Consider the following 16386-nt stretch of genomic DNA (forward strand, 5'->3'; position numbering starts at 1 on the left):
AGTCCAAGCACACCTGCTCGAACTCCTCAGCATTGACGAAACCCGACCCCGCTGGCTGGAGACCTAAAACCCCATGTGCGAAGTCCGGGACTAGCCCGGGTCCGGCGGCCCCCGGTGTCCGGGGCGTCCCGGGACGGGGGAGGGACGGGGATGCGTGGTGGTGCGGGCCGGCGGGCTCGTAGCGTGGTGGGCACGTGGTCCGTCGAGGGCGGACCGATGCCTGATATCAAGGAGAACCGTGGCCATTCACCCGTTGGTCAAGCGTGCCGCCGTGGTGGCGGCGGCCGCCGCCGCTGCCGTGCTTCCCGTGGCCGGTACGGCTAGTGCCAACACCGACGCGGGGTACGTCGGTTACGGCCAGGCCAACAACTGGAACGCCGTGTACTGCGTCCAGGCCGAGCTCAACTACTACTTCTACAACCAGGGCGTGCGATTCCCGACCCTCGCGGAGGACGGCTCCTTCGGCCCGGCCACCTACAACGCGGTGCTCGTGTTCCAGAACCGCCTGATCAGCTACACGAAGCACGCCGACGGAGAGGTGGGCCCGCTCACCGGGGACATGCTGATCGCCTACGGAGACCCCTCGATGTACGGCAACTGCCGGAACGCCCTGCCCACCACCTACTGACCGGGCTCCACCTCCGTCCCCGTGCCGTCCTCAGGCGCGGGGACGGGGGCCTTCCGCTCCCCGACCTCGCCGAAGGAACAGGTCGCCCCGGCCGGTGTGGCCGGTGCCGAGCAGTGGCGGCTCGGGCGAGAGCCTGCGGACGCTGCGGTACCTGCTGGTGCGGCACGGCCCGACGCTGACCGTGGACGGGTCGTACGGGCCCGCCACGCAGGGCGCCGTCACGGCCTTCCAGAGCCCGGCCGCGCTGCGGGCCGACGGCGTGGTGGACGCCCGGACCTGGAGGCGGCTGCTCGCCTGACCCCAGCGGGAACGATCCGACCCGGCCCGGGTACCGCGCGCTGCCCGTCAGCGCGGTGCCCGGGCCGTCCATTGCTCAGGAGCCGGGTCGCAGGGGCCGTCGGCCGGCGGTGGCCAGCCCCGCGCCCGCCGCGAGCCCCAGCCCGAGCAGGACCAGACGGCGCAGGATGACGGCCTGCCGGCGGTGCGGACACGCGGACGGCGGGTGGTCCAGCGGCCCGGCCGACAGTGCGTTCGGCGCGCTGATCGTGACGCGGCAGGTGCTGGCGAGGTGCCACAGGGCGAGCAGGTGCTCGGCGTCGCCCTCGCAGACCGAGGCGATGCTCTCCACCGCGTCGCGCGGCGGGAACTGCTTCCCGTTCACCCAGCGCTCCCACGAGGACTTCGCGTAGTGGGTGCGCTCACTGATGCGGGCGTAGGTCAGGCCCGATGAGGACTTCAGCGACTGGAGCTCCTTGGCGAGCTGGTCGACAGCGGACAGGGACGCGATCTCGGACGCGTGCTGACGGCTCATACGGCTTCCCCCCGTGCTTGCTCTGATCCGGCCGGTGTGGTGCGGAGGACGTCCTGACCGCTACCCGGCTGGGCCAACTCTCCGACATGTGACCGCGATCATTCGACTGTCTCCGAACGTTCTGAGACAGACCAATCCTGTCTCACGGTCCGGAGCTGGGGTTTCGGCGGGCGGGCGGGAGACGGTTGAGACGGTGCCCCGGGGAACGGATTAGAATGATCACCCGATAAATGATCAGTTCATGACGTCCGTCGACCCGTCAGAGGGGCCCGCGATGAGCCAGTCCTGGAAGCCGCTTCCTGATGATCTTTCGGAACCCGCCCGGCGGCTGGCCGAAGAGCTGCGTGCGGTCAAGGACGCGCACCGGATCTCGCTGGCCGAGCTCGGCAAGCGGACCTACCTCAGCAAGGCCTCCTGGGAGCGGTGGCTGAACGGGAAGCGGCTGATCACCCCGCAGGCGCTGGCCGGGCTGATCGCGGCGGTGGAGTGCGACGGCGCACTGCTGACCTCCCTCCTGCGGCAGGCCGAGGCCGAGCGGGAGGAGGGCGCTACGGAACCCGCGGCCGACCTCGTGCCGGAGCCGGAGCCGGAGCCCGTCCCGCTACCCGCGCCGTCCGTCGAGGCGCCCGCGCCGTCCGTCGAGCAGCCCCCGTCCGTCGAGGTGCCACTCGTGGAGGTGCCGCCCGTGCCGGCGGCCGAACTGTCGACGGGTATCCCCATGGCGCGCCTCGCCGTCGCCGTGGCGGCCGCCGTCGCCGCCGTGCTCGTCCTGGTCGCGGGCCTGTGGCTGCGCGGCCCACAGGGCAGCGGCAGCGCCGTGGCGGCGATCCTGCCGACCACGACGGCCTCGGAGCCCGCGCCGCTCTGCCAGGGCGTCGGCTGCGCGGGCAAGGACCCGCAGGCCATGGGGTGCGAGACCGACGACCAGACGCTGCTGAAGGGCAACGTCGGCCAGGTGGTCCTGTACCTGCACTACAGCCCGCGATGTCGGGCCGCCTGGGCCGGGATCACCGACGGCTCCCCGGGGGACAGCGCCACCATCACCACCAACACCGGCTGGCAGGAGACCGCCCTGATCCACTGGGGTTACGACAACTACTCGGTGATGGTCGACGCCAGCCCGGGCGACACCACCCTGCGGGTGTGCGGCCACCAGAAGGGCGGCGACGGCTGCACGGGCGTGGTCACCGACCCGGCCGCCCGCGCCGCCGCCGCGCCGTTGCCCGCGCCCCCGACCGTCGTCACGACGCCGACCTCCCGCGCCAGCTGAGCCGGTCGAGCCAGCCGGGACGACCGGGACCGGGGCCCGTCGGGCGGACGGGGGTGCCGCCCCACGGGCCCCGGTGCCAGGCGGTCAGGCGGTCACGGCCGTCCGGTCGGGCTGGACGGTGCGGGCGTTGTGCTGGTCGGACCAGGTCTGCAGGGCGCTCATGCAGGCGTGGTCGAGGTGGCGCAGCGCGGCCAGGTCGAGCTCGATCGGCCGGTCGGTGGGCAGCCGCTCCAGGGTGTCGAGGATGCGGGGCAGGCGCAGGAAGGTGGCGTTGCCGAAGATCCGGACCCGCACCAGGCCCTCGCCCCGGTCCTCCACCTCGATGTGGACCCGCGAGGTCTCCCAGGCAGCCTTGACCACCGCCAGGGCGAGGCCGATCAGCACACCTTCGAACATGTCGGTGACCAGGATCGCCCCGGCGGTGACCACCAGGACCACCGCCTCACCGCGGTGTTCGCGCCACAGCGGCCCGAGTTCCTTGACCGGCAGCAGCTTGAACCCGGCGTGGACCAGCACGCCCGCCAGCGCGGCCACCGGGATCATGCCGAGCGCGGCGGGGAGCAGGGCGGCGAACAGCAGCAGCCAGACGCCGTGCAGCACGCGCGAGACCTTGGTCCTGGCGCCGGCCTGGACGTTGGCGGCGCTGCGCACGATCACCGCGGTCATCGGCAGTGCGCCGAGCAGCCCGCACACGGTGTTGCCCGCGCCCTGGGCCATCAGCTCCTTGTCGTAGTCCGTCTTCGGCCCGTCGTGCAGCCGGTCGACGGCGGCGGCGCTGAACAGGGACTCGGCGGAGGCGATCAGGGTGAAGGCGATGACGGTGGTCAGCAGGCCGACCTCGGTCAGCCGGGCGAAGTCGGCCCCGCCGGGTGGCTGGACGGCCGCCAGCAGGCCCTTCACCTCCACCCGCTTGACCGGCAGGTCGAACAGGACGGTGGTGGCGGTCGCGGCGCCGACCGCGACGAGCGGGCCGGGCAGCAACTGGGCCCGGCCGGGCAGCTTCTTCCACAGCACCATGATCAGGACGGTGCCGGCGCCGATACCGGCGGCGGTGAGCGCGGGGCCGGACCGGGCGACGTCCAGGGCGAGTTGGGGCAGCCCGGCCAGCTTGGCCGGCCCGGTGCCGGGCGCCTTGCCGTCGGCGAGCGCGTAGATCTGCCCGGCGACCAGGACGAGCCCGATGCCGGCCAGCATGCCGTGCACCACGGACAGTGAGATCGCGCGGAAGAAGCGGCCCAACTTGAGCGCACCAAGGGCCAGTTGCAGCAGCCCGGTGGCCAGGACGACCACACCGAGGGTGCTGAGCCCGTAGTCCTGCACCAGGGTGAGGACCAGCACGGTCAGGCCGGCGGCCGGACCGCTGACCTGGAGGCTGCTGCCGGGCAGCAGCCCGGTGATCAGTCCGCCGACGATGCCGGTGATCAGGCCGAGTTCGGCCGGGACGCCGGAGGCGACGGCGACGCCCACGCACAGCGGCAGGGCGACCAGGAAGACGACGAGGGAGGACGTGACGTCGGTGCGCAGCGCGGAGCGCAGCGTGGCGAAGGAGGAAGTCATGGGCGTTCTCTGTTCGAAGGAGGGAACGTCGTGGAGGGGGCACCCGCCGCGCACGGGCGCGGTGGGTGCCGTGGCCGGGAGCGGCCGGAGGGGGCGGGTGGCGGCCTACAGCGCCTGGAACGCGCCGCTGGCGGGCTTCCAGGCCTGGACCGCGCCGGTCTCGACGGTGTAGTACCAGGCGTGCAGCCGCAGCTGGCCGGCCGCCAGGCGGCGGGCGACGAACGGGTAGCTGCGCAGGTGCTCCAGCTGGGTCAGCACGTGCTGCTGGGTGACGGCGACCAGGTCGGGCGCCGAGCCCTGGGCTTCCGCCGGGCCCTGCGCCCGCGCGGTGCCGTCCGCTTCCGGCCGGTGCCCGGCCCAGGCCAGCCAGCGTCCCACCAGGGGCATGCTCGCGACCCCCTGCTCGCGGACCAGGCCCTGGACGGCACCGCAGTGCGAGTGGCCGCACACCACGATGTCCGGCACGCCCAGGGCCTCGACGGCGAACTCCAGGGAGCCCGCGACACCGCAGGCGCCGGCCTGGGTCCGGTAGCGGGGGACGATGTTGCCCGCGGTCCGCAGCTCGAAGAGGTCCCCGGGGCGGGCCCCGGTGAACATCGACGGGATCACCCGGGAGTCGGAGCAGGAGATGAACAGGGCTTGCGGTCGCTGGCCGTTGGCCAGCCGGGCGAACTCCTCCCGCCGCTCGGAGAGCGCGGCGGGGAACGTACGGGCGTGCTCGATGAGGGTCTGCATGAATTCGGCCTCGTGGCTCTTCGTGTGCTCACCGGGCCGGGCGGGGTGGCTCGGTGGGGAGCGGTACAGGGACGCGAAGAGTGCGTGCGGCGTACGCCCGACGGCCAGGCCTCAACCTCGGTCGGTCACGGGTGACCGACCGTCACACCGTGGCGTGGGCACGGTGCGGAGGCCGTCGTGGGAGCGTGCGGGCCACACGCCGCCTGTCAGCAGCGGAAGGTCTGCAGGGTGGTGGCGTCGGGGGTGAGCGCGGAGGCGGGGCTCCAGGCCTCTCTCGCTCTTTGCGGATGGGCGGCGCCGGCCGGGGTGTCGGATTCCGCGGCCGCCGCCGTGACGTCCACCGTCTCGCCGGCGGGGGCCGCTTCGTCGATCAGCTGGGTCCGGCGCGGGGCCAGGACGGGCGCGGCCGCCGCGTCCAGGTGGGACGAGGTGTCGGCCTCCTCCGGTGGCGCGTCGAGCGAGCCGCGCAGCTTGCGCTGCTCGGCCTCCTTCTCGGGGGCCATCGCGCACACCGGGCGCGGGACGGCCGACGCGGCCTTGGGGGTCAGCAGCAGCATGAAGGCGGCAAAGGTCAGCAGAACCACCGCTGCCGCAACTCGCCGTATCACCACTGGACTCCCGACGTCGTACTCGTCGTGCCGACGCCGAAACGTTACCTGCTCTTGGTGAACCCTTGCCCGAACTCCGAACGTGATGTGGGTAACAAAGACATCCGCCCCACTGGACAACTTCCCGAGGGGTGGACTCAGTTGTGGTCAGGTTGTATCGGTGCGGCGGGGGGATGGTGAGATCGAGTGCGAGGATCCCGCCCGGGTGGCCGAAGGCCTCGTCGAGGCAGGTGCGGCCGTGGATCCGGTCGCGCGCTTCGGGCAGGACCACCGAACGGCCCTCGGCGCTGAGGTCCCGTGCCGCGGTGACCCCGGCGAAAGCCGGCACCGGCCGCCACGACGTCATTCGTGTGAGTCATCCGAACCCTCTCCTGGCAGGGGGAGTGAAAGGGCAACTGGTGCGGTCCCGAACCGTGTTCGAGAAGAATCCGACCGACCAGGCGCCGGCCCGTCCGGCGACCCAGCGCCGCGGGGTCGAGCGCAGGCGGGCGATCCTCGACGCCGCCGAGGCGATCCTCGCCGAACAGGGCTACGAGGACACCACCCTGAAGGCGATCGCCGAGCGGGCGGGCATCCCGATCACCTCCGTGTACCACTACTTCTCCGACCGCCTCGCGGTGGAGACCGAGCTGCTGCAGCGTCACCTGGTAGAGCTGCGCGGGCAGATCATCAACCGGTTGCGCGAGCGCGGGCGCAGGACCGTGCGCGAGGTGGTCGACGCCGTCATCGACCCCCTGCTCACCTACGGCCGCGGGAATCCGGGCTTCGTCGAGTTGTGGCGGGAGCGTGCCGGGACGCTGGCGGAGCTGGGGCGCGAGTTCGACGAGTCGCTCTCCGAGCGGACCTGGCGCGCCTCGATCGAGCGCGACCTGATCGAGGTCGACACCCCGTTGCTCGCCGTGCAGCTCGCCTTCGAGGTCGGCGACCGGCTCTTCGACGTCGCGTTCACGCGCTCCCCGGGCGGTGACGAGACCGCGATGGACGAGGGGCGGCGCATCATCACCGCGTACCTGGAGACCTACGCGCCGCCGGCTCCCGCTTCCGGGAGCTGAGGGGGCGGCTCGGGTCAGGACGGGCGGCGGCCGTCCTGACCCGCGACCGGCCGGCGGGGCGGCAGGTCGATCCGCCGGCCGTCGGGGGTGAACTCCGTGAGGCACAGCGGCATGTCGCCGGAGGCGACGACGGTGAGCCCGGCCGTGCGGAAGAGTTCGGCGAAGGCCGCGTCGGCGACCCCGGCGGCCGCGTCACGCGTCCCGCGTCAGGAGGCGCGTCGCGCTCGGCGGGCGCGCTGCGGAGCGGGGCGCGCGGCCGGGCCGGCGGGGCGGGCGGTCGGGCCGGCGGGGCGGGCGGTCGAACGCGGCGCGCCCAGGGCGCCGAGCACCGGGCTGTCCAGCGGGCTGGCCGCCAGCCGCTCCAGCACCGTCGCGAGCGCGGCGCGCAGTCGGCGGGCCCGATGGCGCACGTCGGGGACGTCGGAATGGAACGCGGCGGATACGGACATACGGCTGACCTCCGGAACGACCTGCGGACCTGCAGGTAGGTCGAGCCTGCACCACTTCGCCCGGGTTCGGGCCCGTCTTGGCGGCCTGCTGACGCGGTCCTGACGGTTCGTGAATCCCGGCGGGCGAAGGCGGCCGGTCGGGAGTGAACTCCCCGTCTGTATCATCTGTCGCACGCGGCGGCAGGGGGCATGCACACGTGGAGACGCTGGGGCCGTACGGGCCGGTGCAGGTGGGTCCGTTCCGGGTGCTGGCGGTGCTCGGGCAGGGCGGGATGGGCCGGGTGCTGCTCGGGGTCTCGCCGGACGGGCGGACGGCGGCCGTGAAGCAGGTGCACGCCGAGTTCGCCGATGACGACGGGTTCCGGGTGCGGTTCCGGCGCGAGGTGGAGGCCTCCCGGCGGGTGTCCGGAGCGTACACGGCGGCGGTGATCGCGGCCGATCCGGAGGCCGGAACCCCGTGGCTGGCCTCCCAGTTCGTGCCGGGCCCGGCGTTGAACGAGGCGCTGGCGGCGGCCGGGGTGCTGCCCGAGGAGGCGGTGCGGCGGCTGGCGGCCGGGCTGGCTCAGGCGCTGCTCGACGTGCACGGGGCCGGGCTGATCCACCGCGACCTCAAGCCCTCGAACGTACTGCTCGCCGAGGACGGAGTGCGGGTGATCGACTTCGGGATCGCCCGGGCCGCCGAGGGGCAGGACACCAAGCTCACCCGCACCGGCGCGATGATCGGCTCGCCCGGCTACATGTCGCCCGAGCAGGTCGAGGGGCGTGAACTGACGCCCGCCAGCGACGTGTTCTCGCTCGGCGCGACCCTGGCGGTGGCCTGCACGGGTCGGCCGGCCTTCACTGGGGAGTCGCTGCCGCGGATCCTGTTCAACGTCCTGCACGCCGAGCCTGAGCTGAGTGGGGTGCCAGAGGGCCTGCGGCCGCTGGTCGTGGCCTGTCTGGCCAAGGACCCGGCGGCCCGGCCGACCCCGCAGCAGGTGCTCGCGGCGGTGGGCCGGATCGCGCCCTCGACCCGGCCGTGGCCGGAGGCGGTGCACGGGCTCCTCGCGGCGCAGCGGGCGGAGGTCGCCCGGCTGTTGGGTGCCGCAGCGCCGGCCGGGGGCGCGCCCGCGCCCACGGTGGCCACGGCCGTCGCGCCGACCGATCCCCAGGCGACACCGGTCCGGCGGCGCGGGCGGGGACGGCGGATCGCCCTGGCGGTGGGCGCCGTGGTGCTGGCGCTCGCCGGGCTGGCGGGCGGGCTGGTCGCCACCGGGGTGGTGAACCTGGACTCGGTGTTCCCCGAGCCGGTGCCCACGCCGGGGAACGTGCCGCTCTCGCAGGTCCAGGACCGGTACGCGCGCGTGGTTCCGAGCTGCGCGGACGCCGCCAAGGTGACGGCGCCGCCCGAGTTCTCGAAGCCCTGGGGGAACCCCGGAACCTTTGAGACCACGGACCGCGACGGGAAGCTCCCGGAGCAGGGCTGCGAGTGGAACACCCGTTCGGGCGACCAGATCCAGGTCGACTGGGAGGTCTTCCCGACAGTCCCCGGCGGCAGGACCGGCGCGGAGCGGGCCAAGGAGCACTACGAGGCCCTCTACATGGGCGGCCACACCCGTGACTCCGGCATCACCTTCGCCGAGGAGGCCTTCTGGCTCCCGTCGAAGTACCTGGACGAGTCCAACTGTGTGCTCTACGTCCGGGACGTCAACCTCTACGTGTTCGTCGCGGTGAAGGGAACGACCTATCCGCGCGGGCGGTGCGAAACGATGACCAGGATGCTCGGCGAGTCGGCGGTGAAGCTGGCGCGGACGGTGTCCGCGAACGGCCCGAGCCCCCAGGGCACCGCCACGGCCCCGGTGTTCCCGCAGTGACGGGGATGCCGCGGTTGAGGCCCCGTCGGGAGTCCGATCCGGCCGAGGTCGGCCCGTACCGCGTCCTCGCCGAGCTGGGCCGGGGCGGGATGGGCCGGGTGCTGCTGGGGGCCGGGCCGGACGGGCGGCTGGTGGCGGTCAAGCAGGTGCACGAACGGTTCGCCGCCGACGCCGGGTTCCGGGCCAGGTTCCGGCGGGAGGTCGGCGCCTCGCGCCGGGTCTCCGGCGCCTACACGGCGGCGGTGATGGACGCCGACGTCGAGGCGGTGACGCCCTGGCTGGCCTCGGTGTTCGTGGTCGGCCCCTCGCTGGGCGCCGCCGTGGAGGCCGCCGGGGCGCTGCCCGCGGACGCCGTGCACCGGCTGGCGGTCGGCCTGGCCACGGCCCTGGTGGAGATCCACCGCACCGGGCTGATCCACCGCGACCTCAAGCCGGAGAACGTCCTGCTCGCCGAGGACGGCGTCCGGGTGATCGACTTCGGCATCGCCCGGGCCACCGAGGAGGAGGCCGAACTCACCCACACCGGCGGGGTGATCGGCTCGCCCGCGTACATGTCCCCCGAGCAGGCCGAGGGCCGGGCGCTGACCCCGGCGGGCGACGTGTTCTCGCTCGGCTCGGTGCTGGCCCTCGCCTTGACCGGGCGCAGCCCCTTCGCCGGGGCCTCCACCCTGCAGACGCTCTACAACGTCGTGCACAGCGAGCCGGACCTCACGGCCGTCCCCGCCGTCACCCGCCCGCTCCTGGCGGCCTGCCTGGCCAAGGACCCCGCAGCCCGCCCCACCCCGGCGCGGCTGCTCGAACTCCTCGGCCCGGTCACCCCGGCCGGGCGGCAGTGGCCGGCGGCGGTGCACGCGCTGATCGCGGCGCAGCAGGCGGCGGTGGACGGGCTGCTCGCGCAGCCGCACCGGACGGTGGCGCACCGGACGGTGGTGGTGGAACCGCGGGAGCTCCCCGATCCCACGGCCCTGGCCACCGTCCTGGCGCCCGCACCGGCCGAGGCCCCGCCCGTCCGACGCTCACGCCGCACCGCCGCCCTGGTGACCGCCGGGGCCGTCGCCGCGGCGGGCATCGGTGTCGGCGCCTACCTGCTGCTGAGTGACCCGAACGGCCCGGCGGTCCCGGACAAGTACCTCAAGGCGCCGGTCTGCGCGGAGGCCGCCGCGCAACTGCCGCTGCCGTCCTCGGAACGCAAGCAGGACGCCGACGGCTACCTGGAGCAGTCCACCTTCGCCCGGACCAGTTGCTTCTGGTACGGCTCGACCGTCGTCGCCGGGCAGCGTTACTTGGAACAGACGCCGTCCGCCGCCGTCCAGTGGGAGTTGCAGCGCAGCGCCGGCAGCAGCGACAACGCCACGCAGAAGCAGCGCAAGGACTTCGCCCACGCGGCCAAGGGCAAGCGGCGCGACGACGGGCTCGGGATCGGCGAGGAGGCGTACTGGGACTCGCCGGGGAACGGGGAGGGGTGCTCGCTGGCCGTCCGCGACGGCAATCTGAGCCTGTCCGTCGGCCTGGGCGGCAAGGAGCACCCGGCGGCGGGCTGCGAGGCGGAGGCGGTGAAGGTCGCCCGAGCGGCCCTCGCCGCGATGCCGCGCTGAGCGGATCCGGCCGCGAGCCGCGGTACCCCCGTTGCCGCGGCTCGCGGCCGGTCGACGGACGGCGCCCCGGGGCCGCTCGTCGGTCTGTGGATCAGTTGCTCACATTGATGCAACTGCCGGTGTACACACCGCCATTGGCGTCGCTGAAGCCACACCACCAACCGGCGGTGACGTAGCCGTTCGGCGTGTAGGTCGCGGTGTACCAGGTGCCGCCGGTCACGTGGAAGCTCGTCCCCGTCACGACGGCCCCGGAGGGGCTCTTGATCTGGATGTCGGCCCAGGTGCTCGCACCGTAGTAGGTGCTGTTCTCCATGGTGCGGACGTAGTAGCCGCTGCCGTCGACAGCGAAGCAGACCTTGGGGTTGACGCCGTTGCAGGTGGTGGCCCAGGTGGGCGGCGTGGCGTCGCCGTCGCCCGAGGCGGGGGCGACGGTCTGCGGCCGGCCGGCCGAGCGGTAGACGGTGAGGACCCCGTCTGCGGTCCTGACCTTCTCGACCGGTACGGGGCCGGGACGGGCCGACGTGGTGGCCGGGGCGGCCGAGGAGTCGACCGTGCCGCCCGTGCCGAGCGCCGCGAGGGCGACGGCGAACGCCGTCAACCGGGCCGGACCCCTGGTCGGACGCGAAGCGGCCCTGCGAGCGTTCATGTCTTCCTCCTCGGACGGGGCCGTTCGGCGCTCATCATCGCCGTGGTGGGGCCCGGCCGACCACGACGTTGACCTGACGTTGACCTGACACTTGGGCGTGCGTCGGGCTACTCTCGTTCGCGATCAGCGCCGGCCGAGCAGGCGTCGGCACGGTTCGCAGGGGACCAGGGGGATGAGTGGGGGCTGCTGTTTTCGCCGAGCTGTTGCGGGAGCGACGTCTGTCGGCGGGGTGGAGCCAGGACGAGCTCGCGGAGCGCTCGGGGGTGTCGGCGCGATCGATCAGCGCCCTGGAGGCGGGCGGGCGCCGACCCCGACTGTCCTCGGTGGTGCGGCTCGCCGAGGCCCTCGGCGTCGACCAGGACACCCGTACCCGGTGGCTGGCGGCGGCACGGGACACGGACCCGCAGCGTTCGGCGGGGTCGGACGGACCGGACGCCGCTCCGGCGGCGGAGCCGACCCCCGGAGCCGCGGCTCTCCCGCCCCTTCCACCGGGCCTGTCCTCCGGCCCGGCCGGGTCGAGCAGCCCGCAGCAGCTGCCCATGGCCATCCGGCACTTCACCGGGCGTGCCCGTGAGCTCCAGGCGCTCGACGAGCTGCTGGCCGACGTGACCCCCGGCTGCGGCGCGGTGGTGATCTCGGCGATCGCCGGCACCGCGGGCGTGGGCAAGACCACCTTGGCCGTGCACTTCGCCCACCGGGTGGCCGACCGCTTCCCCGACGGTCAACTCTTCGCCAACCTGCGCGGGTTCGACCCCGACCGTTCCCCGGTCGACGCCGCCGACGTGGCGCGCGGCTTCCTGGACGCGCTGGGCGTTCCCGCCCTGCGCGTCCCCGCCGACCCGGACGGGCAGCTCGCGCTCCTGCGCAGCCGGCTGGCCGGCACCCGGACGCTGATCGTCCTCGACAACGCCCGCGAGGCGGAACAGGTCCGCCCGCTGCTGCCCGGCTCCAACACCTGCCTGGTCGTGGTGACCAGCAGGAACCGGCTGCCCGGGCTGGTCGCCCTGGACGGCGCCGTCCCGCTGGCCCTGGACGTGCTCTCCCGTGCGGAGGCGCGCGAACTGCTCGCCCGCCGCCTGGGCGCCGCGGTGGTCGAGGACCAGCAGGACGCGGCCGACGAGTTGATCGAGCTCTGCGCCCGGCTGCCGCTGGCCCTGAACATCGCCGCCGCACGGGCGGCCGACCACCCCGGCACCCCGCTCGGCGTGTGGGCGCGCGAACTGCGGGACTCCCAGGCGCGCCTGGACCTCCTGTCGGCCGGTGACAGCCACGCCGACGTCCGGGTGGTGCTCTCCTGGTCCTACCGCGCGCTGGCTCCGCAAGCCGCCCGCCTGTTCCGGCTGCTCGGCCTGCACCCGGGCCCGCACGTCAGCGCGGCGGCGGCCGCGAGCCTCGCGGGCCTGCCGTTGTCCGAGACCCGCGCCCTGCTGGAGGACCTGCACCGCGCCCATCTGATCACCGCGCCCGAGCGGGGCCGGTACACCTTCCACGACCTGCTGCGCGTCTACGCCGCCGAGCAGGTGGCCGCCCTGGAGCCGCCGCAGGGGCAGGCCGAGGCGACGCTGCGGATGCTCGACCACTACCTCCACACCGCACACCGCGCCGGCTGCCTCGCCTACGCCGACGACGCCGCCTGGCAGTCGCTCGACCTCGCGGAACCGGCCGCCGGGGTGGCTCCCGAGGACCTCGCCGACCGCCGGCAGGCGCTCGACTGGTACCGGGACGAGCAATCGGTGCTGGAGCGGATCGTCGACTCGGCCCACCGGGCGGGGGCCGACGTCCACGCCTGGCAGCTCGTCGGCGCGCAGGTCGCCTACCTGCTCAAGTCGGGGCTGTGGCAGCAGTGGCAGCGGGCGAGCGAGACGGCACTGGCCGCCGCCGAACGCACCGGGGACCGCCGCCGACAGGCGCACGCGCACCGCTGGCTCGGCCAGGTGCACCGCTCCCAGGGCCGCCAGCCCCAGGCCCAGCGCGAACTGCGCCAGGCCCTCGAACTCTTCGAGGCGCTCGGGGACCGGCCGCGCGAGGGCAGGACCCGGCTCGACCTCGCCATCGCCCACGGCGAGGAGCACGCCGACGCCGAGGCGGTGGCCGAGTCCCGCCGGGCCCTGGAACTGTTCCAGGCCATCGGCGATCCCTCCGGTCAGGCCCTCGCGCTCAACAGCATCGGCTGGTACCTGGCGCAGCAGGGCGAGCTGCGGGAGGCGCTCCCGTACTGCCGGCGTGGACTGGACCTGGCCCGTGACACCGGCAACCTCCCCGGCCAGTCGTCCATCTGGGACAGCATCGGTTTCATCCACCACCACCTGGGCGAGTACCACGAGGCGCTCCCCGCCTACCACGAGTCGCTGCGCCTGCGTCAGGCCGTCGGCGACTACTTCCTCCAGGCCGACATCCACACCCACATCGGCGACACCCATCTCGCCCTCGGCGACGTCGAGGCCGCCCGCGACTCCTGGAACCGGAGCCTCGCCATCCTCGAAGACCTGCAACACCGTGATGCCGACGCCGTTCGGGCCCGGCTGAACGCCAGCACCGGGCCGGGGCGGCTCCGCTGAGCGGCGGACCGGGCGCCGGAATTGACCTGACCGGTATTCCGGTCGTGCGGTGGGGGACGGGAAATCCGCGCGCTCGGGCGGCATTGTCAGGGGCCCGCCAGAATCCCCGGCCGGTGCCGCCCGGCGCGGGGAAATGGCTGGTCAGAGCCGTTCTTCCAGGCCGTCATCAATTGTCGTTAACCCTCACGACATTGACGGGTGCGCATCCTGGCCGAACCTTCTTCCAGTAATTCCCCAGCCCTTGGCAAACCTTGTTCCCAGCCTGCTGCGCGGGCCCTGTCCGGCCGGGCATTATCAGCTCCCATGAGTCGACTCACCGCAATACCGCAGGGGGCTTTCGCGTGAGAGCCTTCCGCTTCCTCCCCGCCGTCGCGCTGGCCGTCGCCACCGCGGTGATCGGGTTGGCCGCCGTCGTCCCGGCCTCGGCCGCGACATCACGGGTGGACCTGAACGTCCTGGTGGTCACCGACGGCAACCCCTGGGTCGAGGGGATCCGGCAGCAGTTGGCCGCCGAGGGCGTGCCCACCACCGTCATCGACCTCACCAGCACCAGTCGGGCCACGATCACGGCCGGCTTCCTGGCCGACACACTGGCCGACGGCACCCCGCACGGGCACTTCGAGGGCGTCGTGCTGCCCAACGACGCCCCGTCCCAGCTCTCCGCGGCCGAGCTGAGCGCCCTGGCCGGCTACGAGCAGGGCTACCAGGTCCGGCAGGTGGACGCCTACGTCTGGCCCGGCACCAACACCGGCCTGAACGCTCCGAGTTGGTCGGGCTCGCTGGACGCCACCAGCGCGACGGCGACCGCCCCCGCCCGTGCGGACGCCTTCCGCTACCTGAACGGCCCGGTCCCCTTCGAGGGCACTCCCGGCGGGAACGGCTCGTACGGCTACCTGACCACCCCGTTGCCCGACAACCCGGCCACCGGCTCGCACTTCGAGCCGTACCTGACCGAGACGGTGCCCGGCACCACCACCCAGGGCACCCTCGCCGGGGTCTACACCTCCGGCGGGCGCCAGCAGTTGGTGCTGACCTTCGCCTACAACTACTACCAGCAGCAGTACCGGCTGCTGGCGCACGGCATCGTGGACTGGGTCACCAAGGGCGTCCACCTGGGGTACTGGCGCAACTACTTCTCGGCCCACATCGACGACCTCTTCAACGCCAACTCCCGGTGGAGCCAGGTCGGCAACTGCACCCCGGGGGAGGGCGACTGCGTCGGCAGCGTGCCGGCCACCACGCCGATCCGGATGACCCCGGCGGACGTCACCGCCACCGTCGCCTGGCAGCAGCAGAACAACTACACCCTGGACTTCCTGTTCAACGGCGGTCCCAGCCTGGACTACGCGGCGGCCGACGGCGGCACCGACCCGCTGACCACCGCCCTGCTGGCGAACAAGAACAGCTTCTGGTGGCTCAACCACACGTACCAACACCCGTTCCTGGGCTGCGTGCAGAACTTCACCGTGATCCCGTGGAAGTGCCAGACCGACTCCACCGGCGCGATCCAGTACGTCGACCAGGCCACCGTCAACAGCCAGATCCAGCAGAACATCCAGTTCGGCCAGGCCAACGGACTGCCGTTCAGGCCGGGCGAGTTGGTGGCCGGTGAGCACTCCGGCACCGTGATGCTGCCGCAACAGCCGAACGACAACCCGAACTTCCTCGCCGCGCTCAGCCAGAACAACATCCAGTGGCTCGGCGTGGACGCCTCCCGGGAGACCGGCCAGCGGCAGATCGCCTCGGCGCTCGGCGTGCCGCGCCACCCGATCAACGTCTTCTACAACGTCTCCACCCAGCCCGACGAGGTGAGCGAGTACAACTGGCTCTACACCTCCAAGGCGAACGGCGGCAGCGGCAACTGCGAGGCCAACCCGACCACCACCACCTGCATCACGCCGCTCGACCTGAACACCGGCTGGGCGAGCTACGTCCTGCCGATGCAGGAGAAGATCACCCTCGGGTACGTGCTCAGCAACGACCCGCGCCCGTTCTTCATGCACCAGTCGAACCTGACCGACGACCGGCTCGCCCTGCAGACCCTGACCGGCATCCTCTCCACCTACCGCGGCTGGTTCACCCCGGACACCCCGGTGGTCAACCAGACCCTCACCGACGCCGGCGCCACCCTGCAGCAGCAGACCGCCTGGCAGCAGACCCTGACCGCCGGCACCGTCAGCGGCTACATCCAGGGCGGCGCCGTCACCGTCCAGGGCCCGGCCGGCAGCACCGTGCCGGTCACCGTCCCGGCCGGCACCACCGTGACCGGGGGCGCCGCCTTCGGCTCGGTGTACGGCGGCGAGCAGTCCGGCTACCTCACCCTCGGCGCCGCGCCGACCGGCCTGACCCTGACCTCCGCCGCCTTCGGCACCGCCACCAGCGCCAGCCCGACCCCGAGCACCGGGATCGCGCTCGCCTCGTACTCGATCGGCTCGCCGCACGAGGTGCGCCGCAACGGCACCGCGATCACGGTCACCGACCCGTACGGCACCCACGTGCTGCCCAAGCTCGCCGGGAAGCCGGACGAGCAGCTGCACGTCGGCGGCACGCACCACCACCCGTACCAGACGCCGGTGGCGCAGACGAAGAAGTAGCCACTACCGCGCACTGACGGCCGGTCGGGG

Annotated in this window: 14 protein-coding genes; 8 read left to right on the forward strand and 6 right to left on the reverse strand. The window is 73.2% G+C overall.

Annotated features, from left to right (window positions below; all coding sequences use genetic code 11):
- Positions 1-238 precede the first annotated feature (238 nt).
- Together ACFVWU_RS23200 and ACFVWU_RS23205 are read left to right on the forward strand one after the other, a co-directional pair.
- Positions 239-628 (forward strand): peptidoglycan-binding protein, encoded by a 390-nt coding sequence (locus tag ACFVWU_RS23200; protein WP_387624072.1) that lies wholly within the window; start codon positions 239-241, stop codon positions 626-628.
- Between the two features lie 103 nt (positions 629-731).
- Positions 732-926: a peptidoglycan-binding protein gene (locus tag ACFVWU_RS23205; protein ID WP_387624075.1), complete on the forward strand. Its 195-nt coding sequence runs from the start codon at positions 732-734 to the stop codon at positions 924-926.
- Positions 927-1001: 75 nt separating this feature from the next.
- On the opposite strand, the gene ACFVWU_RS23210 is transcribed toward ACFVWU_RS23205, so the two are convergent.
- Complete coding sequence (locus tag ACFVWU_RS23210; protein ID WP_387624078.1) at positions 1002-1439, reverse strand: helix-turn-helix domain-containing protein; 438 nt, start codon at positions 1437-1439, stop codon at positions 1002-1004.
- Positions 1440-1713: 274 nt separating this feature from the next.
- Here ACFVWU_RS23210 and ACFVWU_RS23215 point away from each other — a divergent pair, with 274 nt between their 5' ends.
- Positions 1714-2709 (forward strand): DUF2690 domain-containing protein, encoded by a 996-nt coding sequence (locus tag ACFVWU_RS23215; protein WP_387624081.1) that lies wholly within the window; start codon positions 1714-1716, stop codon positions 2707-2709.
- 84 nt (positions 2710-2793) lie between these two features.
- Here ACFVWU_RS23215 and ACFVWU_RS23220 read toward each other — a convergent pair whose 3' ends face one another.
- The 3 genes from ACFVWU_RS23220 to ACFVWU_RS23230 form a co-directional block, all read right to left on the reverse strand.
- The gene (locus tag ACFVWU_RS23220) at positions 2794-4266 is read right to left on the reverse strand and encodes a SulP family inorganic anion transporter (protein WP_387624083.1); all 1473 of its coding nucleotides are present in this window, start codon (positions 4264-4266) and stop codon (positions 2794-2796) included.
- 105 nt (positions 4267-4371) lie between these two features.
- Positions 4372-5001 carry a carbonic anhydrase gene (locus ACFVWU_RS23225; RefSeq protein ID WP_387624085.1) on the reverse strand — a complete coding sequence of 210 codons (630 nt, stop codon included), beginning with the start codon at positions 4999-5001 and terminating at the stop codon, positions 4372-4374.
- A gap of 206 nt (positions 5002-5207) precedes the next feature.
- A complete protein-coding gene (locus ACFVWU_RS23230) occupies positions 5208-5609 on the reverse strand; it encodes a hypothetical protein (RefSeq protein WP_387624087.1) in 402 nt (133 codons plus the stop codon).
- A gap of 398 nt (positions 5610-6007) precedes the next feature.
- Between ACFVWU_RS23230 and ACFVWU_RS23235 the strand changes: the two genes are divergently transcribed.
- On the forward strand, positions 6008-6661 hold the full coding sequence (locus ACFVWU_RS23235) for a TetR/AcrR family transcriptional regulator (protein WP_387624090.1): 654 nt from the start codon (positions 6008-6010) through the stop codon (positions 6659-6661).
- A 206-nt stretch (positions 6662-6867) separates the two neighbouring features.
- On the opposite strand, the gene ACFVWU_RS23240 is transcribed toward ACFVWU_RS23235, so the two are convergent.
- Positions 6868-7110 (reverse strand): hypothetical protein, encoded by a 243-nt coding sequence (locus ACFVWU_RS23240; protein ID WP_387624093.1) that lies wholly within the window; start codon positions 7108-7110, stop codon positions 6868-6870.
- A gap of 197 nt (positions 7111-7307) precedes the next feature.
- On the opposite strand from ACFVWU_RS23240, the gene ACFVWU_RS23245 reads away from it, so the two are divergent.
- Complete coding sequence (locus tag ACFVWU_RS23245; protein WP_387624096.1) at positions 7308-8963, forward strand: serine/threonine-protein kinase; 1656 nt, start codon at positions 7308-7310, stop codon at positions 8961-8963.
- Between the two features lie 14 nt (positions 8964-8977).
- Complete coding sequence (locus tag ACFVWU_RS23250; protein WP_387624099.1) at positions 8978-10558, forward strand: protein kinase; 1581 nt, start codon at positions 8978-8980, stop codon at positions 10556-10558.
- A 91-nt stretch (positions 10559-10649) separates the two neighbouring features.
- Here ACFVWU_RS23250 and ACFVWU_RS23255 read toward each other — a convergent pair whose 3' ends face one another.
- On the reverse strand, positions 10650-11204 hold the full coding sequence (locus ACFVWU_RS23255; RefSeq protein ID WP_387624102.1) for a hypothetical protein: 555 nt from the start codon (positions 11202-11204) through the stop codon (positions 10650-10652).
- A gap of 176 nt (positions 11205-11380) precedes the next feature.
- Between ACFVWU_RS23255 and ACFVWU_RS23260 the strand changes: the two genes are divergently transcribed.
- Both ACFVWU_RS23260 and ACFVWU_RS23265 read left to right on the forward strand, forming a co-directional pair.
- Positions 11381-13762, forward strand: coding sequence for an ATP-binding protein (locus ACFVWU_RS23260; protein WP_387624105.1), 2382 nt, complete (start codon positions 11381-11383; stop codon positions 13760-13762).
- A 341-nt stretch (positions 13763-14103) separates the two neighbouring features.
- Complete coding sequence (locus ACFVWU_RS23265) at positions 14104-16356, forward strand: hypothetical protein (protein ID WP_387624108.1); 2253 nt, start codon at positions 14104-14106, stop codon at positions 16354-16356.
- The last annotated feature ends 30 nt before the right edge of the window (positions 16357-16386 follow it).

The organism is Kitasatospora sp. NPDC058190 (genome assembly GCF_042883685.1).
Taxonomy (GTDB): Bacteria; Actinomycetota; Actinomycetes; order Streptomycetales; family Streptomycetaceae; genus Kitasatospora.

Bases quoted from the DNA above. Each gene is read 5' to 3' on its own strand.
- ACFVWU_RS23210 (WP_387624078.1), bottom strand. From the start codon at position 1,439: ATGAGCCGTCAGCACGCGTCCGAGATCGCGTCCCTGTCCGCTGTCGAC.
- ACFVWU_RS23215 (WP_387624081.1), top strand. From the start codon at position 1,714: ATGAGCCAGTCCTGGAAGCCGCTTCCTGATGATCTTTCGGAACCCGCC.
- ACFVWU_RS23220 (WP_387624083.1), bottom strand. From the start codon at position 4,266: ATGACTTCCTCCTTCGCCACGCTGCGCTCCGCGCTGCGCACCGACGTC.
- ACFVWU_RS23225 (WP_387624085.1), bottom strand. From the start codon at position 5,001: ATGCAGACCCTCATCGAGCACGCCCGTACGTTCCCCGCCGCGCTCTCC.
- ACFVWU_RS23240 (WP_387624093.1), bottom strand. From the start codon at position 7,110: ATGTCCGTATCCGCCGCGTTCCATTCCGACGTCCCCGACGTGCGCCAT.
- ACFVWU_RS23255 (WP_387624102.1), bottom strand. From the start codon at position 11,204: ATGAACGCTCGCAGGGCCGCTTCGCGTCCGACCAGGGGTCCGGCCCGG.